We start from the raw sequence: 22,835 nt of genomic DNA on the forward strand, positions 1-22,835 counted from the left end.
CGGTGTTCAGCGGGGAGTGGGGGCGCTGGGTGTGGCGGCGGGATAGGTTGGACGATGTGTCGATGATGAAAGGCGCCAACGTTGCGGTGCCCGCTGCCGTTGTCCGGGTCGAATTGGGTTGGCAGGCGGGGTCGGGGGTGCCTGATGCTGATGCTTCCGCCCTGTTGCTCGCGGGGGCGAAGGTGCGCTCCGACGACGACTTCGTGTTCTACAACCAGGCTGTGCATCCCTCGGGGGCGGTTCGGTACGAGGGCAAGCAGCAGGGGCAGACCGTTGTCGATGCGCTGTCGGTGAATCTCGGGCAGGTCGAGGCGCAGATCGAGACGATCGTGCTGGCCGCTTCAGCGGATGGAGGGACGTTCGGGCAGTTCCGGGGGCTCTACATTCGGGTGATCGATGTGGCGAACGGTGTCGAGGTCGCGCGGTTCGACAGCACGGGGGCGACCACCGAAACCGCGTTCGTGCTCGGTGAGCTGTACCGCCGCCAGGGCGCGTGGAAGTTCCGCGCCGTGGGCCAGGGGTACGACAGCGGATTGGCCGGGCTCGCTACCGATTTCGGCATCTCGGTCGACGACGCCCCCGCTGCTCCCATAGCCCCGCCGCCGCCTCCGCCGCCGGGGCAGCCGAGTCAGACACAGTCCCACATTCCGCCGGCTCAGCCGTTCATTCCTGCGCCCCAGCGCAACCCCCCATTTGCCCCGCCCGCATCACCTCCGGTCAACCTCGCCAAGGTGTCGCTCACCAAGGAGGCCCCGTCCGTCTCCCTGACGAAACACGGCGCCACCGGCGGCGTCATGCGGGTGAACCTCAACTGGACCTCGATGGCCGCCACCGGCCGTCTCTTCGGCAAGCTCCGCGGCAAGAACATCGACCTCGACCTGTGCTGCTTCTTCGAATTGGTCAACGGCGCAATCGGTTCCGTGCGAGCCTTGGACCGCCGCTTCGGCGCCCTGTACGAACCGCCGTTCATCCATCTCGACCAGGACGACCGCACGGGCGCGAGCATCACCGGCGAGAACTTGTCGGTCAACCTCGACTGCACGCAGTTCATCCGCCGGATCCTGGTGTTCGCCTCGATCTATGACGGTGCCAGCGATTTCCGCAATGTCCACGCCACCGTCACCCTGCAAACGGCGAACTCCGCGCCCATCGAGATGACCCTCGACGGCTGCTCCGACAACTCCCGCGACGCGGTGCTGTTCGCGTTGGAGAACGTCAACGGCGAGTTCGTGGTGCGCCGCGAGGGCGCCTTCGTCCGTCCGCCCGCCGGTCAGCCAGGTGGTGGCGTGGTGGAGATCGCCCGCCTCTACAACTGGGACTTCGGCTTCCAGTCGGGCCGCGGCAAGTGATCCGGCACCCCGCGACGCGCGTGCTGAACGCGCTGGTCTATCACCCCGACAAGCACCTCGCCCGAACCCCGGCGGCGCTGGGTCTGGACTACCGCGAGCTGACCATGCGCACCGCCGACGGCGTGGACGTGCACGGCTGGTTCGTGCGCGCCGAGCGCCCCCGCGGCCACATCCTGTACGCGCACGGTAACGCGGGCACCATCGGCGACCGTGTCGCGATCATCGCCCTGCTGGTCGAAGCCGGTTTCGACGTGCTCGCCTTCGACTACCGCGGCTTCGGCCACAGCGCGGGCACGCCGAGCGAACAGGGCACCTACCTCGACGCCAGAGCCGCCCGCCTGGCCCTGCTCGAGCAGCCCGAAGTCGACCCCGATCGGGTCTACTACCTGGGCAAATCCCTCGGCGGTGGGGTACTGCTGGAGCTGGCCGCGCAGCATCCGCCACAGGGCATGATCCTGATGTCGACGTTCAGCGGCATGCGCGCCGCCGCCCGCTCGGTCTACCCGTTCCTGCCCGCCCCGCTGATCCCGAACGCGTATCCGAGCCTGCGCCACATCAAGAACCTGCGCGTCCCCGTCCTGATGATGCACGGCGACCGCGACGAACTCCTCCCGCTGCGCCATGCCGAACGCCTGTACGCGGCAGCACACGATCCGAAACAGCTCATCGTGGTCCCCGGCGCGGGCCACAACGACGTGATCGACACCCTCGGCGCCGAGTGGGCGAAGATCATCGCTGACTGGGCCGACCGATAACGGCCACCTCGACCCTCGCCGATTCTGCGTAGCCTGGCGGTATGAGCGAAACGAGCGAACTCCTCGGCCGCCTGGCTGCGCTGCCCGACGACGAGCTGGTTGGGGTGCTGCGCGCCGCGGTCGCCGGACGCCCCGGGCTCGGCGCGGTCGCCGCCGCACTGGCCCAGGTCGACTTCGGTAATGCCGAAACCGGCACACCTGTGACTCTGGACACGAACGTCATCGACGCGGATGTGGTGCCCGTCGCATCGGGGCAGGTCGGAGGCTCGATCCCGGTACCGCCGGTACCGTCAGGGCTGCCGGGAACCGGCGCACCCACCGCCACCGGCGGCTATTCCACTTCCGGAGTGCCGACATTCGACTCGGTTCGGGATAAGGTCGAGCAGCGTTTCGGCACCGCGCAGGGAATGGACGAGCTCGACCGGCAGACTCCCGCGGGTCGCAGCGTCGACGAACAATGGGAGGCGCGGGAGAAAGCCGCGCGGGAGCGGCTGGACCAGATCCGGAAATCGGTGCAGGGCAACGATCCCGGCGACACCTAGCCCCGCGTCCTCCCTTCGGGCAACGACCGTGATGGGTGGACACAGAAGATGACGCAGGCGCGCCAGATCGCCGACCGACTGCTCGACGCGCAGGTGGAATTCCTGCTCGCCGAGGTGACCGGTGAACGGTTCGCCGAGGTGATCGCGCGCGACGTGGCCGCTGTACTCGCCGTCGGTGAGACGATCCGGTTCGGTGACGTGGTCTCCCTGGAACAGGGCGAACAGACGGTGGCCACGGTGTTCGATCGTATCGGCGGTGCGCCGGTGATCGCCGATACCGTCGGCATCTTCTCCGACGCCATCTACGACCACATCGCGGCCAACACCGAGTACACCCTCGGCGACGTCGTCGACCGGGAACCGGTGGAAGCGTTGCTGGAGAAGATCTTCGGCATGCACCAGGCCCAGGAGCGGATCCTGGATCGACTCACCGAGAGCCCGCTCGTCGCGACGGTCGCCTCGCGTTTCGTCGACAAGCTGATCGGCGACTTCATGCAGGCCAATCGTGAACGCGCCGAGAAGATTCCGGGCGTGTCCTCGCTGATGTCGCTGGGGCAGTCCGCGGCCAACCGGGCCAAGAAGGTCGCGGCCGACAGTACCTTCGTCGGTGATCTCGCGGGCAAGGGCGCGTTGTTCGCGCTCAAGCGCACCAACAACGCCATCCGCGACATGCTGCGCGACGCGCCGGTGCACTCGGCGGCGATGGAATTCTGGGACCTGCACGCCGACGAACCCGTCGCGGGCCTGCGCGAATACCTCACCCAGAAAGACCTCAACGAGCTGGTCCAGATCTGCTACGAGATCGCGGTGACGACCAGGGAGAAGGAGTACTTCGGCCTGCTCGTGCGCGAGTGCGTCGAGGTGTTCTACGCGAAGTACAGCGACCACACGCTCTCGGCGATGCTGCCCGAGCTCGGCCTCGACGCCGACGACGTCAGCACCGAGATCCTGCGCTACGGCCCCGCGGTCATCGAGTCGGCCAAGCGCAACGGTGTGCTGGCCGGGCTGATCCGGGAACGCCTCGAACCCTTCTTCTACTCGGATCAGGTGCTGGGAATTCTCGGCGGCGAGTAATTGCGCGAATTCGTTCGGTAATGCGAATTGATCGACACGAATTCCTTTCTCGATGTGCGCGACATGGACTCGACCGGTAGTGATGTCGAGCATTCGAATAGCGGCTGCTGATCGCCCGCATCAAATGTGTTGCAGGTCACGCTCTCTGAGCGGCGGTATGTATCCGGCAGTGAACCGGCTGGCCAACTCGCGGCCGGTTCGGGTGTGAGCATTCGGCTACACAAAGCCTGTTGCATTTCCGGCATGTTTAGATCAGCGCACGAATAGCTGCTTTACACCGTTCCGAATTGACCGCGTCGCGCGCGGCGTGCAAGTTTGCACCTGACTTTCCGTGGGTCACCGCGAATGACGTTGCGGTGGCATTGCAAAGGAGCAGGTGTGCGTGCACGTTCCCGGCCGAACCCGACCGGAACCCGAACCGACCACGGGGTGGCCGGCGCCGGGTTGATCCGGCCGCGCACCATTTCCGGGCAGCTCGCCAGGATCTTGGTGGTGTCGCTGGTTCTGGTGCTCGCGCTGCTGGGGCTGACCATGTCGACACAGGTCGGCGCCTACCACCGCAGCGGTGAGACCGTGGACGCCGTGGCGGTCGCACTGGCCGCGCAAGACCTCGTGCAGCAGGTGCAGCGCGAGCGCGGCCTGAGCAACGGACTGCTCGGCGGTGATCAACGTCTGCGTCAGCCCGTCACCGACCAGCGCGCGGACGCCGACGCCGCCCTGCGCGCGCTGGTGAACGCGGTCGCAGGTGGTCCGCCCGGTGCCGACGAGGTGCGGTCGGCGCTGGGTCATCTGGCGGGGATGCCCGCGATCCGCTCGCAGATCGACAATCGCAATGTCACCCGGCAGGCGGCGTTCCAGTTCTACACCGACGGCATCGACGCGCTGAACCGTCTCTCACTCGGTCTCGACCAGGCCCGCGACCCGGCCGTCCGGCACGGCCTGCAAGCGCTCTACGCCCTCGGCGACGCGAAGGAATTCGCCGCCCGCGAGCGCGGCTTCCTCAACGGTGTCTTCGCCGCCGGGGAGTTCGCGCCGGGGGAGTACGTGCAGTTCCTCGACATCCGCGCCGCCCGCAATGCCGCGCTCACCGCGTTCGGCCACGACGCGACCCCCGCCCAGCAGGCTCGACTCGACGCGGTGCTGGCGAGCGAGAATGCCACGCGGGCGACCGCATCGGAGAACGTCGCGATCGCCTCGACGCTGGGACCGCTGGTCGCGCCGGTCGACCCGGCCGTGTGGTGGGCGCAGATGACCGCCGTCATCGACGAGCAGCGCGTCGTGCAGCAGGTGATCGGCGACGATGTCGGCGCGCGCGCCGAGAAACTCCGCCGCGACGCCGCGCTGCTACTTGCCGGATTCGCGCTGGCCGCGCTGCTCGCGATCGCCGCCGAATTCGCGCTGGTCATCGCCAGCATCAGGGCCATCGTCCGCCCGCTGGCGCGCCTGGCCACCGAGGCCGACGACGTCGCCTCCACCCGCCTGCCCGAGGTGATCGCGGCCTGGCACAGTGGCGCCGACGCCCAACCCGATCCGCCCGCCCCGGTTCGTACCCCGTCCGGCGCCAGTGTCGAGATCGCCGCTGTCGCAGGTGCTTTGGATCGCGTGCAGACCACCGCGTTCGACCTCGCCTCCGAACAGGCGCTGGTGCGGCGCAACACCACCGAATCGATGGCGAACCTGGCGCGGCGCAATCAGAACCTGGTGCGCCGTCAGCTGGGATTGATCAGCGAGTTCGAGCGGGAGGAACTCGACCCGAAGGCGCTGTCGAATCTGTTCGAACTCGACCATCTCGCCACCCGCATGCGGCGAAACGCCGAAAGTCTGCTGGTGCTCGTCGGCGAGGCGAGCCCGCGCCGGTGGGCCGAGCCGATCGCGCTCACCGACGTGATCCGGGCCGGGCTGTCCGAGGTCGACGACTATCGGCGGGTGGTGCTACGCCGGATCGACGACATCGCGGTGACCGGCGCCGTCGTCAGCGAAATCGCGCACATCCTGGCCGAACTCATCGAGAACGGGCTGGCTTTCTCCCCGCCCGATCTCGAGGTCGAGGTGTACGGCCGCAAGGTCGCGGGTGGCTACCTGCTCGCTGTCGTCGACCACGGCGTCGGTATGCCCGCCGAGCAACTCGCCGAAGCCAACGCCCGGCTGCGCGGCGAACAGGACTTCATCGTGGCCTCCACCCGCTACCTGGGCCACTATGTGGTCGGTCGGTTGGCGGGCCGTCTGGGCATCGACGTGGAACTGAACACGTCACCGGTCAGTGGCATCGTGGCCCGCCTGCTCCTTCCGCCGGCGCTCCTCGCTGACGAAAAGTCCAGGCAGGCAACGGATTCGAGAAACGTTGGGGTCCGCGGCTCCGGGGACGACGTGAGTCCGGCCTCGGCTTCCCTCGCGCACGACGGCGCCGCCGTCGTGGACTACTCGCTCGTGCCTGCGCGCAACGGCGCCACGGTCGGGCCGGAGATGCCGCGACATGACGGGGTCGAGCCAGGTTCGGAGTGGGCAGGCAGTCGGCCGGTCGGCTCGTCCATCCGCGGCGGCGGCACACCGCGGCCGGCCGATGCCGATGGTCGATCCCGGCACACCCGAAGTGCGGAATCCGGCTCGAGCAGGGGCACTGACGGCGATTCCCACCCTGACGGCAGTGGTCAGGTGTCGGTGAACGGCTCGGCCTACGCGCAGTTCCTCAGCAGCACAACCGATTCCGTGTACCCGCCGCGCAACGGTGCGGTCCGCGACGGTACATCGGCCGAGGAACACCACGGCGCGGCAAACCCGGAACGCTCCGGTGGAGCGGCGCGAGGCCACAACGGCTCGCGGGTACCGCGATCACGTGAACTACCCGCCGTGGAATCCCTCGGCACCCCCGCCGTCGAACGCACCCGCAACGGCCTCGTCAAACGCAGCAAGCGCACCAAGATCACCGGTGCGCCGGAGCGGCCACGTCGCGATCCGGCCCTGCGGCAGGACCGGCCCGCGATCGTCGAACGGACCCCCGACCAGACCCGAAGCATGCTCGCCTCGTTCCGCACCGGCCACCAGCGCGGCGAGACCGAATCCACTTCCACACCTATTGATCCCACCCGCTGACCGATCGGACAAGACACCAGGAGACCCGGTGACCACCCACCTTCCGACCGCCGATCCGCACACCTTCAACTGGCTGCTCGGCAATTTCGTCCGCAATACCGACGGCGTGCGCGACACCGTCGCCGTCTCCTCCGATGGGCTCCTGATCGCGATGTCGGACGGGCTCGACCGCGCCGGCGCCGACCGGCTCGCCGCGATGGTGTCGGGGCTGTCCAGTCTCGCCCGGAGTGCTTCGCGCAGTTACGATTTCGACGGTCTCGAGCTGATCATGATCGAGATGAAGCGCGGGTTCCTGCTTGTCTCGGCGCTGGGCGACGGCAGCTGCCTCGGTGTGATCGCCGACGGTGGCTGCGATGTCGGTCTGGTCGGCTACGAGATGGCCATCCTCGCCGAACGTGCCGGGTCGCTGCTCGACCCGTTGCTGATCAGCGAACTGCGAGAGTCGTTGCGCAGATGAGAGATCCCGATCTCCCACGGTTGCCCGACCCGCGCATGATCCCGATGAACCAGCCGACGGGATGGCGTGGTCCCGTCCCGCCGATTCCGGTGACCCTTTCCGGCCACGACGATGCCGCCGACCGTTTCGTTCGTCCGTTCGTGGTCACCGCGGGCCGCACCGTTCCGGTTCTGGACGGCCTGCGCATGGAAACCCTCGTCCAGGCACCGCCTTCCGCGCTGTCGGCACCGCTGCGGTTCGAGGAGCGCACCGTTGTCCAGCTGTGCCTGACACCGCACTCCATCGCCGAAATCGGTGCCGCCCTGCGGGTTCCGATCGGTATCGCCAAGGTGATCGTCAGCGATCTGGCAGCGGCGGGGCATGTCACCGTCCGTGACGCGCCGGAACTGTCGACCGCCGCCATCGAGAGGATCCGCGACCTTGTCCGCGCACTGTGAGGCACCAGCTATGCCGTCCTCGGTGAAGATCGTGGTCAGCGGCGGCTTCGGCGTCGGTAAGACCACCTTCATCGGCGCCATCTCCGAAATCGAACCGCTGGTCACCGAGGCCTCGATGACCGAAGTCTCCATCGGCATCGACGACCCCGGCCGCCGCGCCGAAAAGACCGCCACCACAGTGGCTTTGGACTTCGGCCGGATCACCCTCGACCAATCCCTGATCCTCTACCTCTTCGGCACCCCCGGCCAGGACCGCTTCGTGTTCCTCTGGGACGACCTGGTCGACGGCGCCCTCGGCGCGGTCATCGTCGTCGACACCGGCCGCGTCGAGGACTGCTACCCCGTCCTGGACTACTTCGAAGAACACCACACCCCCTTCGTCGTAGTGGTCAACCGCTTCGCCGACGCTACCCACTTCGACCTCGGTGAAGTTCGTGAAGCCCTCGGCCTCGACGACTGGATCCCGGTCCTGGACTGCGACGCCCGCAACCGCGACTCCGTCCGCGACGTCCTGGTCGCCCTCCTCGAACAGGTCCTGCTGCACCGCGTCCAACCCCGTCACCGGGAGGTGAGCTGACCGTCCCCGGTGCCCGCGCGCAGCGTTCGCGCGGGCCGCGGTCTCGTTCTACCGCTGGGCAATCGTCAGCGGCTGCCGAGCGGCATTCCGAAGAGGGACGCGAACTTCGCGGAGAGTGCGTCGCCGAGGAAGCCGAGGGCGCCCGGGGTGGCGGCCATGGTGCCCGCGTCGGAGATGGTGCAGCCGGCGGGGGCCGGGACGCCGTCGAGGCGGTCGCGCAGCCAGAGCAGGGCGGCCGGGCCGCCGACCACTTCCGCGACGATGTGCTCGCTGGCGTGGTCGCGGGTGTAGGTGAGTGAGGTGTTCGGATCGCGGCAGTAGGTGTCGACCAGGGTGTCGGTGGCGGCGAGGGGCAGGATCTCGTCCCACGCGGAATGCCAGACGAACAACGGCATGCCGGGTACCGACTTGCCCATGCGGGTGTCGGCGATCATGGTGGCGACCGGCGGATCATCCAGGGGATTGCCGTCGGAGCCGATCATGCCGGTCAGGTTGAGGAAGGGCAGCAGCGCCGACTGATACTGCACGCACAGCGGCGATTTGATCGCGAACAGCGCCTTGCCGAGCGGGTCGAGCCGCTGATCGAGGTAGGCGGCGAAATCGGGGTACTCGCGGGTGAGTCCGAGGACGGCGGCGAACACGAGACCGGAGGTGAGCTGATTGTTCGACATCTGCAGTGCCGCACCGAGATCCGCACCGACGCCACCTTCGGCGGCACCCACGATGTTCAGTTCGGGTGCGTAGGAGGCGTGCAGTTCGGCGGCGTGGCCGGTCGCGATGGAACCGCCGGAGTAGCCGTAGAGCCCGACCGGCCCGTTCGCGCCCACCTCGAGCGGTGCGAACCCGGTGGCCGCGCGAATGCCGTCCAGGGTGATCCGGCCCGCCAACGGCCCGGCCGCGTAGGCCGAATACGGACCCTGATGATCCGGGACCACCACGGCCCAACCCTGCGACAACGCGGCCTGTGCGAACAGGAATTCGGCGGGCACCACGATCTGGCCCGCCAACGGGGCGACCGAAAGGTGCTGTAGCGCATAAGAAGGCGCGCAGTACCCGGCGGTCGAGTCCTCGGCCAGCTGCACCGACAGCAGTTTGCGCGGCGACGGCGCCTGCCCGCGCGGCTTGATCACGGTGGCGACCGCGGGGATCGCCTCGTCGCGGCTGTTGTTGGAGCGATACGACACCTGCCACGCGTCCACATCGATCGGCAGCAGCCCGAAATCGGCGACCCGAACCTGCCGGACCGCGATGATCGCACCCGGCTCCGTCGCCGCCACCACGTCGGCGGGTGGCAGGTAGAAGCCCGGATCCAGTTCCGGTGGCAACGGAATCACCGGTGCGGGTGCGGGCGCCGCCGGCTCGGCCGGAGCGGGCCCGGCTGTCACAACCGTCGCGGCCGCGAGCAAACCGGTGGCAAGGGCGAGCCATCGTCGAACGAAGGGAGATCTCATCGCGCACAGTCCTCACATGAATTGAGACTCCTTCGTCTCAATAGCGGCAACTATGACACGGGTGTGGTGTGGATCGCAATCACCCGGCGGGAGTTCCCGCCGAAATCAGGGCGTTCAGGATGGTGGAGAAGACCTCTACCAGCTCGTCGACGGGCGGACGCGGGTCGTCGAGGCTCCACTGGTGCACCGCACCGTTCACGGCGCCGATGAACGCCGCCATCGGTACCCGCCAGCCGCCGGGCGGCATCCGCACGCCGTCGCGCCCGGCGGCGATCGCGGTGACCACCTCGCCCCACCGGTCCCTGACCTGCGCCCGGTACGCCTCGATCTCGGGACTCACGCCGACGATGTCGACGAACGCGACTTTGGCACACCGGATGTCGTCGGTGATCGCCTTCGCATAGGCCCGCACTGCCGCATCGATGAGCGTGCGCAGCTCGTCGGACTCCGCCGCCGCCAGCGCCGCGGCCACCGCAGCCCCGGCTTTGTCCTGCACGAAGTCGTACACCGCGACGAGCAATTCCTCGCGCCCGGCGAACTGCTCGTAGAACTGCCTGCGCGACAACCCCGCCGCCGCGCACACGTCGGTCAGCGAACTGTTGGCATAGGATTTCTCCGCGAAAACGGTCAGCCCCGCGTCGATGAACAGTGCCCGGCGCTCGACCTGTCGCTCGGCGACCGAGGTGCCGGTGTAGTTGTGTCGGGTCCGTGCAGATGTCACCCCATGACCCTACGAGGTCGTGGCGTCCACGGGTCCGATCGGGACCACCAGCGGGGTGCCGGTGACCGGGTCCTCGATCACCTTCGCGCGTAGCCCGAACACCTCCGCCACCACGTCTTCGGTGAGGACTTCGGCGGGCGTTCCGGCGGCAACCACGCGGCCCGCTCGCATCGCGACCAGTCGATGGGCGTAGCGCGCGGCGAGGTTCAGATCGTGCAGCACCATCACCACCGTCCGGTCCGCTTCGGCGTGGAGGCGCCGGACCAGGTCGAGCACCTCGATCTGGTGCGCGAGATCGAGGAAGGTGGTGGGTTCGTCGAGCAGGAGCAAGTCGGTGTTCTGGGCCAGCGCCATCGAGATCCAGGCGCGCTGGCGTTGCCCGCCGGACAGTTCGTCGAGCGAGCGGTCGGCGAACTCGACCATGTCGGTCCAGGTCAGTGCCTCGGTGATGGCGGACTCGTCGTCCTGTGACCACTGGCGGTACCAGCGCTGGTGCGGGTGCCTCCCGCGGGCGACCAGATCGCTGACGGTGAGACCTTCGGGGGCGAGCGGTGATTGGGGCAGGATGCCGAGCACGCGCGCCACTTCCTTGGTCGACATCCGGTCGATGCGTTTGCCGTCGAGGTGGACATGACCGCCCGCGGGGCGCATCAGCCGGGCCATCGCGCGCAGCAGCGTGGATTTTCCGCACCCGTTGGGTCCGATCACCGCGGTGATGGTGCCGCCGGTGACGTCCAGGTCGAGCCCGTCCACGACAGTGGTCGGTCCGTAGCCGAGGGTCAAGTCGCTGGCTTGCAGCCGAACGGTCATCACACGCCCGCTTTCCCGGCACGATTGCGCCGCATCAACAGATAGATCAGATAGGGCGCGCCGAGCACGGCGGTGATCACCCCGACGGGGAGTTCGCCCGCGGGGAGCAGCGTGCGGGCGACGAGATCGGCGGTGACGGTGAAGGCCGCGCCGAGCATCGCCGAGGTGAGCAGCGGTGGTTGCGCCGAACCGGTGAGCCGCAGCGCCACCTGCGGTACCGCGAGCGCGATGAAGATGATGGCGCCCGCCGAGGCCGTGGCGACGCCGGCGAGCAGCACGGCCAGTACCAGCAGTGTCAGGCGGGCGGCGTTGAGGCGCACGCCGAGCGAGCGGGCGGTGTCGTCACCGAAGTGCAGGGCGCCGAGTAGATGGGTGCCCGCGAGGACCACCGGAACCAGGACGGCGAGGGCGATCGCCACCGGTGTCACCTGGATCCAGCCGCTGCCGTTGAGGCTGCCGGTCAGCCAGGTCACCGCCCGCGTCGCGATATCGACCTCGCCGACGCTGAGTAGCCAGAAGGTCACGCTGGAGAGCAGTGAACCGGCGCCGAGGCCGACGAGTACGAGTCGATAGCCTTCGATCCCGCCGCGCCAGGCCAGCACGAAAACGCCGAGCGCCGCGAGCAATCCGCCGAGCATGGACGCGACGGGCACCCCGATCTCGGCCACGGCGCCACTGATCTGGCCGCGGCTGCCGGACAGGGCGATCACCGCGACAGCGGCGACGCTCGACCCGGCGGTGACGCCGAGAATATCGGGACTGGACAGCGGGTTTCGCGCGATGCCCTGGGTGATCGCGCCGGACAGCGCGAGGGCCGCGCCGACCAGCGCGCCGGTGAGAATCCGGGGCAGCCGCAGATCCCACACCACGTAGGCGAGACCGTCGTCACCACCACCGGTGAGCACCGCGAGCACGTCGAACGGCGTGACCGCGCCGCCGTCGGGCATCGTGTAGGTGCCCAGCGCCAGCGCGACACAACTCGTGGCGCCGAGGATCGCGACGCCGAGCAACAGGACCGCCGTCGTGCGCATGCGCAGCTGCCAGGACACCGGCCCCAGCCGGACCGCCCGGACGGTACTCATATGCTCACCAGCTTCCGGCGGCGGACCAACACGATGAAGAACGGGACGCCGACGAAGGCGAGCATGATGCCCGCGGGCAGTTCGCCCTTGTCCAGCACCAGCCGGCCCGCGATGTCGGCGACCAGCACCATGACCACACCGAGCAGTCCGGCGACGGGGACGAGCCAGCGGTAATCGGGTCCGGTGATGCCGCGCGCCAGGTGCGGAACGACGAGGCCGACGAAGCCAAGCGGTCCGGCGATCGCCACGACCGCACCGGTGAGCAGCACGATCGAGCCGATGCCGACGGTGCGAGCCAGGGTCACGCGATGACCGAGTGCGCGGGCAGTGTCCTCGCCGAGGCTGAGCGCGTTGAGCGCGGAGGTATTGGCCAGGGCGAGCGCGATCCCGACCGCGACGAACGGTGCCGCCTTGCCGAGCAGATCGAGATTGGACCCGACCAGCGAACCGGCCTTCCAGAAGCGGTAGATGTCGGTGACATCGGTGTCGAACAGCACCACCGCCGAGATCAGGCCCTGCAGCAGGTAGCTGACGGCGGCGCCGGCCAGGGCCAGGGTCACCGGGGTGGGACCGCCGCGCCCTGTCGTGCCGATGACGAACACGGTGATGGTGGCGATCAGCGCACCGGCGAAGCCGAACCACACATAGCCGAACAGGCTGGAGATGCCGCCGACCATCACCGCCAGGACGATGCCGAGTGCCGCGCCCTGGGTGATGCCGAGCAGTGCCGGGTCCGCGAGCGGGTTTCTGGTGTGACCCTGGATCACGGCCCCCGCGACGCCGAGCGCGAGCCCGGCGAGGATCCCCAGCAGGGTGCGCGGCAGACGGAGACCGTTGACGATCGCGCCGGTCTCGGTGTCGGTCGTGCCGCCGAGCGCCTGCAAAACATCTAGGGGGGCAATGAATTTGGAGCCGATGGCCAAGCTGAGCAGGACGGCTGCGAGCATCGCGGCCGATAATCCGGCGATGAGTAGCAACCGGCGAGACCGCGTGTTGGCGAACACGGCTCCGGGCGGCGGTGCGGTCACTATCCCTCTTCGTAGTTGGTAATTAGGTAAGGCTTCGCTAGGTTAGCAACCCTACGAACATCTGAATCACTCGGGAGACGTCGATGAATACCCCTCTGAGCCGCCGGCTCGCCGCCGCCGCGGTAGTCGCCGCAGCCGTACTGAGTCTGTCCGCGTGTGGCCAGGACCGGGCAACCACCGGCGCCGCGGGCAGCGATTGCGATACCGCGAGCAACCTCGACGGCGGTGCCTACCCGCGCACCATCGAGAAGGGCGCGGTCAAGGACGCGGCGGGTACCGATGTCGGCACCGTGGTCGACCCGGCAACCATCACCACCCGCCCGGTCCGGGTCGCGGCCCTGGACCAGACGTTCGTCGACGCCGCCCTGGTGCTGAACACCGAACTGGTCGCGTACACGACGTACCAGTCCATGGGCGAGAAGCTGCCCGCGTTCCTCGGTGCCTCGGCCCAGACCTGCGGGGGCCGCGCGGTGAACATCGGCAACCTGCAGACCCCCGATATCGAGAAGCTGGCCGGCGCTCGCCCGGACCTGATCGTGTCGGCGAAGGTGCGCCACGAGAAGCAGTACGAGCAGTTCAAGGGCATCAAGCTCGGTTCAGGCACGGTCCCGGTCGTGTTCAGTCAGACCACCGGCGCCACCTGGAAGGAAAACCTCCTGCTGCTCGCCAAGGCGGTCGACAAGGAGAATCTCGCCAAGGCCAAGCTCGCCGCGTACCAGGACCGCGCCGCCAAGATCGGCGCGGCGATCAAGGAGAAGAACGGCGGCACCGCGCCCACCGTGTCGCTGCTGCGCTTCCTGCCCAAGGAAGACCGGCTGATGCAGCGGGTGAGCTTCGTCGGCGACATCTTCGCCGACACCGGCCTGAACCAGCCGGACAAGTCCACCGACCCGAAGAACGACTTCTCGATCACGCTGAGCCCCGAGCGTCTCCTCGACGCCGACGCCGACTACGTCTTCCTCACCAGCAACGGTGAAGACGCCGCCACCCAGCGCAAGGCGGCCGCCGAGGCCAACCCGCTGTGGAACCAGCTGCGCGGCAAGGTAACTCCGGTCGACGACCTGGTCTGGCTGACCTCCGTCGGCCTCACCGGCGCCCACTCGGTCCTCGACGACATCGCCAAGACCTTCCAGGTCGACCCGGCGAAGTAGGCCGACCGCTGCCTGTTCGCCCGCCCCCATCCTCGGCGAGGCGGGCGGACAGCAGCGAACGCGCGACTCCGGTCGGCGGCCCTACACTCGGCGAGATGGGCGAACAGAAGCAGCGGATGCTGGCGGGGGAGCTGTACAAGGACAACGATCCAGAGCTCGTGGCCGAACGGCAACGGGCGCAACGGTTGTGCGATGAGTTCAATCGCACCGGGCCCGACGAGACCGGTCGGCGGACCGAGGTGCTCGGTGATCTCCTCGGCAAACTGGGGGAGGGGTCGTGGATCATGCCGCGCTTCCAGTGCGATTACGGGTATCTGATCGAGATCGGTGCCAACAGTTTTCTCAACTACGACGCGATCCTGCTCGACTGCGCGTCGATCACCATCGGGGACGATTGTTCGATCGGGCCCCGGTGTCAGCTGCTCACCGCGCTGCATCCGATGGACGATCACGAAAAGCGCAGGCAGCGTTGGGAATCCGCCGCACCGATCCGGATCGGGAACAACGCCTGGTTCGGCGGCGGCGTGATCGTGTGCCCCGGCGTGACCATCGGGGACGACGTGGTGGTCGGCGCGGGCAGTGTGGTGACCCGTGATCTGCCGGATCGGGTCTTCGCGGCGGGCAATCCGGCGCGGGTGATCAGGCAACTCTAGGTCGCGTGCGACATGCGGGGCGCGGTGTCGGGTCGCGCCCGCGGGTCCGCGGCCATACTGTCTGACCATGGGCGAATCGCGAATCGAGATGGAACCCGAAGCAACCAGGCCGCTGCGCGAGGACATCCGCTTCCTCGGCGGCATCCTGGGCGACACCATCCGCGACCACGAGGGTCCCGAGGTGTTCGATCTGATCGAGCGCGTCCGCATCGAGGCGTTCCGGGTGCGCCGCGAGGAGGTTGAGCGCAGCGCCGTCGCCGACATGCTCGACGGCACCCCCACCGAGGTCGCGATTCCGCTGATCCGGGCGTTCAGCTACTTCGTGCTGCTGGCCAATCTGGCCGAGGACATCCAGCGCGATCGACGCCGTGCGGTGCACGTGGCGGCGGGCGAGCCACCACAGGACTCCTCCTTGGAGGCCACCTACGACAAGCTCGACGCGGCCGGTCTCGACGGCTCGACGGTGGCCGATCTGCTCACCGACGCACTCGTGTCCCCGGTGATCACCGCGCACCCGACCGAGACCCGCAGACGCACCGTCTTCGACGTGCAGTCCAAGATCACCGAGCTGATGCGGGTGCGCCGCCGCCTCGAACCCGGCGAGCCCGGCCTCGACGAATCCGAACTGCGGATCCGCCGCGAAGTGCTCACGCTGTGGCGCACGGCGCTGATCCGGTTGGCGCGCTTGCGGATCCAGGACGAGATCTCCGTCGGCCTGCGCTACTACGACCTCACTCTCTACGACGTGATCCCCGCGATCAACGCGCAGGTGCGTGCGGCGCTGCGGGCCCGCTGGCCCGCCGAAGATCTCCTGCCGCGCCCGATTCTGCGCCCCGGCTCGTGGATCGGCGGCGATCGCGACGGAAACCCGTTCGTCACCGCGGAAGTCGTGCACACCGCCGCCGAACAGGCCGCCGCGTACGCCTTCGGCCGGTACCTCGAAGAGCTGGTCGAACTCGAGAAGACCCTGTCGCAATCGGCTCGACTGGTGCAGGTGACGCCCCGGGTCGCGGAGCTCGCGGCAGCCGGTTATCCCGACCCCGGCCTGTTCGCCGATGAGCCGTACCGCCGTGCGCTGCACGCGATTCGGGCCCGCCTCAGCGCCACCGCCGAGCTCGCACTCGGCGAACTGCCCGAGCACGGCCTCGATGACGAAGCCGCCCCGTATCCGACACCCCAATCCGTCCTGGACGACCTCGACGCGCTCGACGAATCCATGCGCGCCAGCGGCGACGGACTGCTCGCCGACGACCGCCTGGCCGCCCTGCGCCACGCCATCGAAACCTTCGGCTTCCACCTCCAGGGCCTGGATATGCGCCAGAACTCCGAGGTACACGAACAGGTGGTCACCGAACTGCTGGCGTGGTCGGGTGTGCACGCCGACTACCCGAGCTTGTCCGAAGCCGGACGTGTCGAGTTGCTCGCCGCTGAATTGCGCACGCGCCGACCACTTCTCGGCCCCAACGCCCAGCTGAGCGAGCTCGCGACCAAGGAACTCGGCGTCCTCGGTGCCGCCAAGGAGGTCATCGATACCTTCGGCGCGGCCGCCATCCCGAACTACATCATCAGCATGTGCACGTCGGTCAGTGACATGCTCGAAGCGGCCTTGCTGCTGAAGGAAGCAGGCATCCTCGACCCCGGCACCGCCGACACCGCGCCGAGCTGTCCCGTCGGCATCGTCCCGCTGTTCGAAACCATCGAGGATCTGAGCGCCGGTGCGTCGACTCTGGCCGCGGTACTGGAGGTTCCGGTGTATCGCGAGCTGGTCGAGGCGGCGGGCATGCGCCAGGAAGTCATGCTCGGCTACTCCGATTCCAACAAGGACGGCGGGTATCTCGCCGCGAACTGGGCGCTCTACCGCGCGGAACTCGATCTGGTGGAGGTGGCCGGGAAAGCGGGCATCCGGTTGCGGCTGTTCCACGGTCGCGGCGGCACCGTCGGTCGCGGCGGCGGCCGCAGCTACGACGCCATCCTGGCCCAGCCCGCGGGCGCGGTGCGAGGTTCGCTGCGGCTGACCGAGCAGGGCGAGGTGATCGCCGCGAAGTACTCCGAATCCGGTGCGGCACATCGCAATCTGGAATCGCTGATCGCGGGCACGCTGGAATCGACGCTACTCGACGTGGAGGGCCTCGGCGACGACGCCGAACCGGCGTATGAACTTCTCGACGACCTCGCCGCCCGCGCTCGCGCCGCCTACGCGAACCTGGTGCACGACACCCCCGGCTTCGTCGAGTACTTCCGCGAATCCACCCCGGTCGCCGAGGTCGGCGACCTCAATATCGGCAGCCGCCCCGCCTCCCGCAAACCCACCAATTCGGTCTCTGACCTGCGCGCCATCCCCTGGGTGATGGCCTGGAGCCAGGCCAGAGTCATGCTGCCCGGTTGGTACGGCACCGGCACCGCACTCGAAGACTGGGTCGGCGACGACCCGGCCCGCCTCGCCCGTCTCACCGACCTCTACCAGCGCTGGCCGTTCTTCAACACCGTGCTGTCGAACCTGGCTCAGGTGATGGCCAAGAGCGACCTCGACATCGCCGCCCGCTACGCCGAACTCGTCACCGACGAAACCCTGCGCGCGAACATCTTCGCCATGATCGCCGACGAACACGCCCGCACCATCCGCATGTACCTGGCAGTCACCGGCCACACCGAACTCCTCAGCGACAACCCGTCACTGGCCGAGTCGATCCACAACCGCTTCCCCTACCTGGAGCCGCTGAACCAGCTCCAGGTCGACCTGCTGGCCCGGCTGCGCGGCGGTGACGATGCCGAACTGGTGAAACGGGGCATCCTGCTCACCATGAACGGCCTGGCCACCGCCTTGCGTAACTCGGGCTAGCTCGCCCGCACGGTCACCGCGCCGACCGCAGTCGCGCCCGGCGTCACCCGGCATTCGCGAACGAAAGCCTGATGCAGGCCGACGGTACTGCTGTAGCCGACAGCCTCCGATATCTGCTCGAGCGGCAGCGTCGTCTCCGCCAGGAGGCGCTTGGTTCCAGCAGTCTGCGGGCGCGCAGATAGGCCGCGGGGCTAGTGCCTACCGTGGCGGTGAACTCGCGGGTGAAACGTCGATTCGGACATGCCGCTCAGGCCGGCGAGTGTCGGCACGGTCCATGACTGCTCGAAGTGAGTGTTGATCGCCACCAGGGCCGGGGCCAGTCTGGGATTGCGGATCGCCCGCCCGAGCCCGGTGTCGGTGGTGGCGAGCGCAAGTCGCAGCCCGAGCACGGAGGCCAGCTCGAAAGCGCGCAGTCGCACTGTCTCTGCGCCGGCTCCCGGGCTGTCGGATTCGTCGAGAATTCCCGCGAGGAGGTGCTGGAGCAACTGCTGGCCTGCCAGCTGATGCGCTCGCACGATCAGGACATCGGGCAGTAGCCGGTACAGGAGTTGTTCTGCGGTGGGGTCGTAATCCAGACCCGCGCACAGCATTCGACCCACCGGGTTCGCCGTGGCGTCACCGAGCGTGAGTACCCCGGACGCACCGGGCGACCGGTCGGGCAGCAAGGCGCCGATGTCGTCGTGTACACCGCTCCGTTGGACTACACCTCCGCGGTCGCTGAGTTCGCGGCGAACGTGGCCGCGGCCGCAGCCGCGGCCGGGTCCGCCGGATCGTGTACAACGCCAACACCCGCATCCCCGATGTGCCGACCGGTGCGGCCGGGTTCGAGTCGCGCCGCGACACGTGGCGGATCCTCACCGCCGGCCGGGCGAACTCGAGTCGCCGGCTACAGGCAGACGCTGACGGTGAACGGCCCGATCGGGATGCCGGTGCAGATCGACACCGAGCCGACGACCGGCTGCGCGGGGGCGGCCGATGCGGTTCCGGCGCCGATCGCGGTCACGGAAAGGGCGAGGGCGGCGACGGCGAGCGGGCGGGCGAACGTGGCGAACATAGGCTGATCCTCGGGTAGGACGGGGCGAACACCCCCGTGCGGGGGTGTCCCCATCTCAACACGCACGGGCCGACGACGTCTACGACATGGCGGGAATCGTGCGGGTTCAGGCGGTGACGACGGCGATCGCGTCGATCTCCACCAGCATCTCCGCGCGCGGCAGGCCGGTGAATACGGTGGTGCGTGCGGGCAGCACGCCGTTGCTGGTGTGCTTGGTGACGAACTCGCCGTACGCCTCGTTCATGATCGCGAAGTCCTCGCGCTTGGTGAGGTAGACGCGCAGCATCATCACATCGTCGAAGGTGGCGCCGGAGGCGTCGATGATCGCCTTGACGTTCATCAGGGTGCGGGTGGTCTGGGCGGCGACATCGCCCTGGTGCAGGTACTCGCTGGTCTCGGGATCCACCGGGCCCTGGCCGGAAACCTGGACGAACGGGCCCTTGCGCACGCCCTGGGAGAAGGTGTGGGCGGGCGCCGGGGCGTCGGAGGTGCGCACGGCGGTCTTGTCGGACATGTGGTTCAGCCTTTCCTCGCGGTGACGTCTCGGCGGGGGTCCCAGCCGAGTTCGGTGGAGATAGCGTCGGCCGTCGCCCTGACCTGCGGCAACAGTGCCAGCACCTGATCATGGTCGAGCAGTACATCGGGAACCGAGACCGACACGGCGGCGACCACGGAACCGATTCCGTCGCGCACGCCGACGCCGATGCAGTTGACGAAGCTCTCGTGTTCCTCGTGGTCTTCGGCGAAACCCTGCGCGGCAACGAGTTTCAACTCGGCCAGGTACTGCTCGGGGGTGCGCAGGGTGCGGGTGGTGAAGGGGTGGTAGTCCAATCGTGCTGCCACCGCGGCCCATTCGCCGCGTGGCAGGGCGGCGACGAGCACCTTGCCGACCGCGGTGCAGTGCAGCGGTGCCGGCCTGCCGATGCGCGAGTACATCCGCACGGCCTGCTCGGCGTCGACCTTGTCGATGTAGACGGCGTCGCCGGATTCGTAGGCGGCCAGGTGTACGGTCTGCCCGGTGGCCGCGCCCAGCGCGCTCAGGTGCGGGCGGGCGACGGTGCGTACATCACGGTTCTCCAGTGCGCGACTTGCCAATTCGAACATCCGGGTGCCCAGCGAATAGCGGTGCGCGTTGTCGCGCACGACAAACCGATCGGCCTGCATGGTCTGCAGCAGGCGCAGCACCGTCGACTTGTGGACGCCGAGCCGGACGGCGAGCTCGTCGAGCGACTGCGAGTTCTCGCCGAGGGCGATGAGAATGGACAGGGCCCGCGACACGCTTTGACTCATGCGCTGATCGTTTCATCCAGCGCCGCCGGGTAGCGCAGAGTGGCCCAGGTTGCGTCCGCGAGCATCGCGAGGCGTTGAATATCCTGGGGCGGCGGCAGTTTCGCCGAATCGCCGGTGGCGGTCAGCGCCGCCGCGGCGCACAAGTGGCCGTATCTGAGCCTGGTGCGCAGGTCGGCGCCGTGCAGGAGGGCGGCGAGGTAACCGCCGGCGAAGGCGTCACCGGCGCCGATGCGTTCGGTGATCTCGAGGGTCAGCGCGGGCACGTCGATCGAGGACGCGCCCTCGAAGCCGGTGACCGTGTGCTTGTCGTTCTTGACGATCAGCTGAGCGGGCTCGGGGAACAAGGCGCGCAAGGCGGCCGGGTCGCCGGTGCCGAAGATCTCCTCGGCCTCGTCGGCGCCGAGGAACACCACATCCGCGCTCCGGATATGTGCGTCGAGCTGGTCGGCGGCCTCGTCGATGCGCGAACCCCACACTGCCGGACGGTAATTCAGGTCGAAGCTGACCATCCCGTGCCGTGGCCGCGCGAGCAGCGCGCGGGTGAGTTCGCTCGCCGATCCCGAGAGTGCCGGGGTGATACCGGTGAAGTGCACGAGATCGGCGCCGTCGAGCAAGGCGGCTTGTGCCCCGAGGTCGGCCGGGGACAGCGCGCTGGCCGCCGAACCCGTGCGGTAGTAGTGCATGCGGCTGGTCTCGGCACCCAGGTCGTTGGCCGCGCCGGAGCCCGCGCCACGCTCCTTGACGTAGAGGCCGGTGGGCCGCGCCGGATCGACCGCGACTGCTGTGACATCGACCCCCTGCGCGCTGAGTTCGGCGACCAGGTACCGCCCGAATCCGTCGTCGCCGACCCGTGACAGCCAGGCCGCCGAGACGCCGAGTTGGGCGAGCACCACGGCCACATTGGCCTCCGCGCCGCCCGCCCCGCGATCGAACTGCGCGGACTGTTCCAGCGGCCCCGCGCCCGCGATCAGCACGGCCAATCCCTCGCCCACGGTGACCGCCCTGGGCTGAGTGGTTGTTGCCTGGGTCACCTTATTCGCCCTTTCGTGCTTGCGGTCACTGCCTTCTGGATGCACAATAACGAGCAGAAACATTCAGCGCAACCGCCGTTGCATATCGTGCAATGTTTAGTCGATATAACTGATCGGCCCGCCAATCCGGGTTCGGTCGAGAAGAAAGGGATGCTGTGATCATCGACAACGACGTCGTGGACGCCCTCGCCGACGAGTTGCTCGGACCCCGTGACAAGAGCGCGCCGCCCGCGGCGTGGGGGAGCACCGTGCGCGAATATCTCGCCGGCGCACCGCGACTCGATCAGTGGCAGACGCCGTTGCTCACCCTCGATCGCGGCAGGCTCGACGCGAACCGTGACCTCATGGCCGAGTGGACCGCCGCGGCGGGTGTCGCGCTCGCCCCGCACGGCAAGACGACAATGGCACCGCAGCTGTGGCGCGAGCAGCTCGTAGCCGGGTCGTGGGGGATCACCCTGGCCACCGCGTGGCAGGCGCAGCTCGCGCGCTCGTTCGGGGTCGGCCGGATCATGCTCGCCAACACCCTGGTCGATCCGGTCGGATTGGCGTGGGCCGCGGCGGAATCGGCGCGCGGCGCCGACTTCGAGTTCTACTGCTGGGCCGACGGCGTCGCCACCGTGGAACTGATGGACAAGATCCTGCGCGAGACCGCCGCGGGTCCGCGGGTGCGAGTGCTGGTCGAGCTGGGTGGACCGCACGGCCGGACCGGCGCCCGCACCCGTACCGAAGCGCATGCGGTCGCCGCGGCGATCGGCGCGAGTGAGCGTCTGAGCCTGGCCGGTGTCGCGGGGTACGAGGGCGCACTGGCTCACGATCGCAGCACCGAGGGTGTCGCGGCGGTGCGCGGCTACCTCGGTGAATTGGCCGCGTTGCACACCGAACTCGGTGCGGCGGGCGCCTATTCGGGTCCGGCGGTCCTCACCGCGGGTGGCAGCGCCTATCCCGAACTCGTCGTCGAGGAACTCGCCGGACTTGCTGGTTCCAGCAGTGTGGCGACCACCGTGGTGCTGCGCAGCGGCGCCTACGTCGTCCACGACGACGGCTTCTACGCGGGCATTTCCCCGCTCGCCGCGCCCGCGAAGGATCCCGGCCTTCGTTCGGCCATGCACGGCTGGGCCCGGGTGGTCTCCCGGCCCGAGCCGGAACTCGCCCTGCTCGACGGCGGCAAACGCGACTTCCCCTTCGACGAAGGTCTGCCGGTACCCCAACTCGCCCTCGGTGGCGCGCTCCCGCCGAACGCCGTGGTCACCGCGCTGAACGACCAGCACACCTTCCTGCGGATGCCCGGTGCCGATGCAGGCGATCTCCCGGTCGGCTCGGTCGTGCGCCTCGGTCTCTCCCATCCCTGCACCGCGTTCGACAAGTGGCGCCGCATCCCCGTGATCGACAGCGCCGACGCGACCGACCCGCGCGTGGTCGACCTGATCCGCACCTACTTCTGACG

22 protein-coding genes are annotated in these 22,835 nt (G+C 68.5%); 12 read left to right on the plus strand and 10 right to left on the minus strand.

Features of this window, described 5'->3' with window-relative positions:
• Window positions 1-62: 62 nt before the first annotated feature.
• The 8 genes from ACQHI0_RS05785 (at window position 63) to ACQHI0_RS05820 (ending at window position 8,281) form a co-directional block, all read left to right on the plus strand.
• Window positions 63-1,349, plus strand: coding sequence for a TerD family protein (locus ACQHI0_RS05785; protein WP_427906883.1), 1,287 nt, complete (start codon window positions 63-65; stop codon window positions 1,347-1,349).
• A complete protein-coding gene (locus tag ACQHI0_RS05790; RefSeq protein ID WP_427906884.1) occupies window positions 1,346-2,104 on the plus strand; it encodes an alpha/beta hydrolase in 759 nt (252 codons plus the stop codon). The genes ACQHI0_RS05785 and ACQHI0_RS05790 overlap by 4 nt, the downstream gene beginning before the upstream one ends.
• 41 nt (window positions 2,105-2,145) lie before the next feature.
• On the plus strand, window positions 2,146-2,646 hold the full coding sequence (locus ACQHI0_RS05795) for a hypothetical protein (protein WP_427906885.1): 501 nt from the start codon (window positions 2,146-2,148) through the stop codon (window positions 2,644-2,646).
• A 48-nt stretch (window positions 2,647-2,694) separates the two neighbouring features.
• Window positions 2,695-3,720 (plus strand): hypothetical protein, encoded by a 1,026-nt coding sequence (locus ACQHI0_RS05800; protein ID WP_427906886.1) that lies wholly within the window; start codon window positions 2,695-2,697, stop codon window positions 3,718-3,720.
• 378 nt (window positions 3,721-4,098) lie between these two features.
• Window positions 4,099-6,810: a sensor histidine kinase gene (locus ACQHI0_RS05805; protein ID WP_427906887.1), complete on the plus strand. Its 2,712-nt coding sequence runs from the start codon at window positions 4,099-4,101 to the stop codon at window positions 6,808-6,810.
• Between the two features lie 28 nt (window positions 6,811-6,838).
• Window positions 6,839-7,267 carry a roadblock/LC7 domain-containing protein gene (locus ACQHI0_RS05810; RefSeq protein WP_427906888.1) on the plus strand — a complete coding sequence of 143 codons (429 nt, stop codon included), beginning with the start codon at window positions 6,839-6,841 and terminating at the stop codon, window positions 7,265-7,267.
• Complete coding sequence (locus ACQHI0_RS05815) at window positions 7,264-7,704, plus strand: DUF742 domain-containing protein (protein WP_427906889.1); 441 nt, start codon at window positions 7,264-7,266, stop codon at window positions 7,702-7,704. The genes ACQHI0_RS05810 and ACQHI0_RS05815 overlap by 4 nt, the downstream gene beginning before the upstream one ends.
• Window positions 7,705-7,714: 10 nt before the next feature.
• The gene (locus ACQHI0_RS05820; protein WP_427906890.1) at window positions 7,715-8,281 is read left to right on the plus strand and encodes a GTP-binding protein; all 567 of its coding nucleotides are present in this window, start codon (window positions 7,715-7,717) and stop codon (window positions 8,279-8,281) included.
• 65 nt (window positions 8,282-8,346) lie between these two features.
• Here the strand turns inward: ACQHI0_RS05820 and ACQHI0_RS05825 are convergent, their stop codons facing one another.
• The 5 genes from ACQHI0_RS05825 to ACQHI0_RS05845 form a co-directional block, all read right to left on the minus strand.
• The gene (locus ACQHI0_RS05825) at window positions 8,347-9,732 is read right to left on the minus strand and encodes a lipase family protein (protein ID WP_427906891.1); all 1,386 of its coding nucleotides are present in this window, start codon (window positions 9,730-9,732) and stop codon (window positions 8,347-8,349) included.
• A 79-nt stretch (window positions 9,733-9,811) separates the two neighbouring features.
• Window positions 9,812-10,453 carry a TetR/AcrR family transcriptional regulator gene (locus ACQHI0_RS05830; RefSeq protein WP_427906892.1) on the minus strand — a complete coding sequence of 214 codons (642 nt, stop codon included), beginning with the start codon at window positions 10,451-10,453 and terminating at the stop codon, window positions 9,812-9,814.
• 9 nt (window positions 10,454-10,462) lie between these two features.
• Window positions 10,463-11,263 (minus strand): ABC transporter ATP-binding protein, encoded by an 801-nt coding sequence (locus ACQHI0_RS05835; RefSeq protein WP_427906893.1) that lies wholly within the window; start codon window positions 11,261-11,263, stop codon window positions 10,463-10,465.
• On the minus strand, window positions 11,263-12,345 hold the full coding sequence (locus tag ACQHI0_RS05840; RefSeq protein ID WP_427906894.1) for a FecCD family ABC transporter permease: 1,083 nt from the start codon (window positions 12,343-12,345) through the stop codon (window positions 11,263-11,265). The genes ACQHI0_RS05835 and ACQHI0_RS05840 overlap by 1 nt, the downstream gene beginning before the upstream one ends.
• Window positions 12,342-13,373: a FecCD family ABC transporter permease gene (locus tag ACQHI0_RS05845; RefSeq protein WP_427906895.1), complete on the minus strand. Its 1,032-nt coding sequence runs from the start codon at window positions 13,371-13,373 to the stop codon at window positions 12,342-12,344. Before ACQHI0_RS05845 ends, ACQHI0_RS05840 begins: the two co-directional genes overlap by 4 nt.
• A gap of 83 nt (window positions 13,374-13,456) precedes the next feature.
• Here ACQHI0_RS05845 and ACQHI0_RS05850 point away from each other — a divergent pair, with 83 nt between their 5' ends.
• The 3 genes from ACQHI0_RS05850 to ppc all read left to right on the plus strand — a co-directional run bounded on the left by ACQHI0_RS05850 (window position 13,457) and on the right by ppc (window position 18,016).
• Complete coding sequence (locus ACQHI0_RS05850; RefSeq protein ID WP_427906896.1) at window positions 13,457-14,524, plus strand: ABC transporter substrate-binding protein; 1,068 nt, start codon at window positions 13,457-13,459, stop codon at window positions 14,522-14,524.
• Window positions 14,525-14,619: 95 nt separating this feature from the next.
• Window positions 14,620-15,177, plus strand: a complete 558-nt coding sequence (locus tag ACQHI0_RS05855) for a sugar O-acetyltransferase (protein ID WP_427906897.1) — start codon at window positions 14,620-14,622, stop codon at window positions 15,175-15,177.
• A 67-nt stretch (window positions 15,178-15,244) separates the two neighbouring features.
• Window positions 15,245-18,016, plus strand: coding sequence for a phosphoenolpyruvate carboxylase (gene ppc / locus ACQHI0_RS05860; RefSeq protein WP_427906898.1), 2,772 nt, complete (start codon window positions 15,245-15,247; stop codon window positions 18,014-18,016).
• Between the two features lie 191 nt (window positions 18,017-18,207).
• On the opposite strand, the gene ACQHI0_RS05865 is transcribed toward ppc, so the two are convergent.
• The 5 genes from ACQHI0_RS05865 to ACQHI0_RS05885 form a co-directional block, all read right to left on the minus strand.
• The gene (locus ACQHI0_RS05865) at window positions 18,208-18,681 is read right to left on the minus strand and encodes a cupin domain-containing protein (protein WP_427906899.1); all 474 of its coding nucleotides are present in this window, start codon (window positions 18,679-18,681) and stop codon (window positions 18,208-18,210) included.
• A gap of 221 nt (window positions 18,682-18,902) precedes the next feature.
• Window positions 18,903-19,070 (minus strand): hypothetical protein, encoded by a 168-nt coding sequence (locus ACQHI0_RS05870; RefSeq protein WP_427906900.1) that lies wholly within the window; start codon window positions 19,068-19,070, stop codon window positions 18,903-18,905.
• Window positions 19,071-19,176: 106 nt separating this feature from the next.
• Window positions 19,177-19,584, minus strand: coding sequence for a RidA family protein (locus ACQHI0_RS05875; protein WP_427906901.1), 408 nt, complete (start codon window positions 19,582-19,584; stop codon window positions 19,177-19,179).
• A 5-nt stretch (window positions 19,585-19,589) separates the two neighbouring features.
• A complete protein-coding gene (locus tag ACQHI0_RS05880) occupies window positions 19,590-20,360 on the minus strand; it encodes an IclR family transcriptional regulator (protein ID WP_427906902.1) in 771 nt (256 codons plus the stop codon).
• Window positions 20,357-21,391, minus strand: a complete 1,035-nt coding sequence (locus ACQHI0_RS05885) for a sugar kinase (RefSeq protein WP_427906903.1) — start codon at window positions 21,389-21,391, stop codon at window positions 20,357-20,359. The genes ACQHI0_RS05880 and ACQHI0_RS05885 overlap by 4 nt, the downstream gene beginning before the upstream one ends.
• 158 nt (window positions 21,392-21,549) lie before the next feature.
• On the opposite strand from ACQHI0_RS05885, the gene ACQHI0_RS05890 reads away from it, so the two are divergent.
• Entirely contained in the window at window positions 21,550-22,833 is a 1,284-nt protein-coding gene (locus tag ACQHI0_RS05890; protein ID WP_427909093.1) for an amino acid deaminase, read from the plus strand.
• The last annotated feature ends 2 nt before the right edge of the window (window positions 22,834-22,835 follow it).

The organism is Nocardia sp. FBN12 (assembly GCF_050320175.1).
Classification (GTDB): domain Bacteria; phylum Actinomycetota; class Actinomycetes; order Mycobacteriales; family Mycobacteriaceae; genus Nocardia.

What these genes read in the sequence shown, in the direction of transcription:
- ACQHI0_RS05785 (WP_427906883.1), top strand. Translation starts at nt 63, where the DNA reads ATGATGAAAGGCGCCAACGTTGCGGTGCCCGCTGCCGTTGTCCGGGTC.
- ACQHI0_RS05795 (WP_427906885.1), top strand. Translation starts at nt 2,146, where the DNA reads ATGAGCGAAACGAGCGAACTCCTCGGCCGCCTGGCTGCGCTGCCCGAC.
- ACQHI0_RS05800 (WP_427906886.1), top strand. Translation starts at nt 2,695, where the DNA reads ATGACGCAGGCGCGCCAGATCGCCGACCGACTGCTCGACGCGCAGGTG.
- ACQHI0_RS05815 (WP_427906889.1), top strand. Translation starts at nt 7,264, where the DNA reads ATGAGAGATCCCGATCTCCCACGGTTGCCCGACCCGCGCATGATCCCG.
- ACQHI0_RS05820 (WP_427906890.1), top strand. Translation starts at nt 7,715, where the DNA reads ATGCCGTCCTCGGTGAAGATCGTGGTCAGCGGCGGCTTCGGCGTCGGT.
- ACQHI0_RS05825 (WP_427906891.1), bottom strand. Translation starts at nt 9,732, where the DNA reads ATGAGATCTCCCTTCGTTCGACGATGGCTCGCCCTTGCCACCGGTTTG.
- ACQHI0_RS05835 (WP_427906893.1), bottom strand. Translation starts at nt 11,263, where the DNA reads ATGACCGTTCGGCTGCAAGCCAGCGACTTGACCCTCGGCTACGGACCG.
- ACQHI0_RS05840 (WP_427906894.1), bottom strand. Translation starts at nt 12,345, where the DNA reads ATGAGTACCGTCCGGGCGGTCCGGCTGGGGCCGGTGTCCTGGCAGCTG.
- ACQHI0_RS05850 (WP_427906896.1), top strand. Translation starts at nt 13,457, where the DNA reads ATGAATACCCCTCTGAGCCGCCGGCTCGCCGCCGCCGCGGTAGTCGCC.
- ACQHI0_RS05855 (WP_427906897.1), top strand. Translation starts at nt 14,620, where the DNA reads ATGGGCGAACAGAAGCAGCGGATGCTGGCGGGGGAGCTGTACAAGGAC.
- ppc (WP_427906898.1), top strand. Translation starts at nt 15,245, where the DNA reads ATGGGCGAATCGCGAATCGAGATGGAACCCGAAGCAACCAGGCCGCTG.
- ACQHI0_RS05870 (WP_427906900.1), bottom strand. Translation starts at nt 19,070, where the DNA reads ATGTTCGCCACGTTCGCCCGCCCGCTCGCCGTCGCCGCCCTCGCCCTT.
- ACQHI0_RS05875 (WP_427906901.1), bottom strand. Translation starts at nt 19,584, where the DNA reads ATGTCCGACAAGACCGCCGTGCGCACCTCCGACGCCCCGGCGCCCGCC.
- ACQHI0_RS05880 (WP_427906902.1), bottom strand. Translation starts at nt 20,360, where the DNA reads ATGAGTCAAAGCGTGTCGCGGGCCCTGTCCATTCTCATCGCCCTCGGC.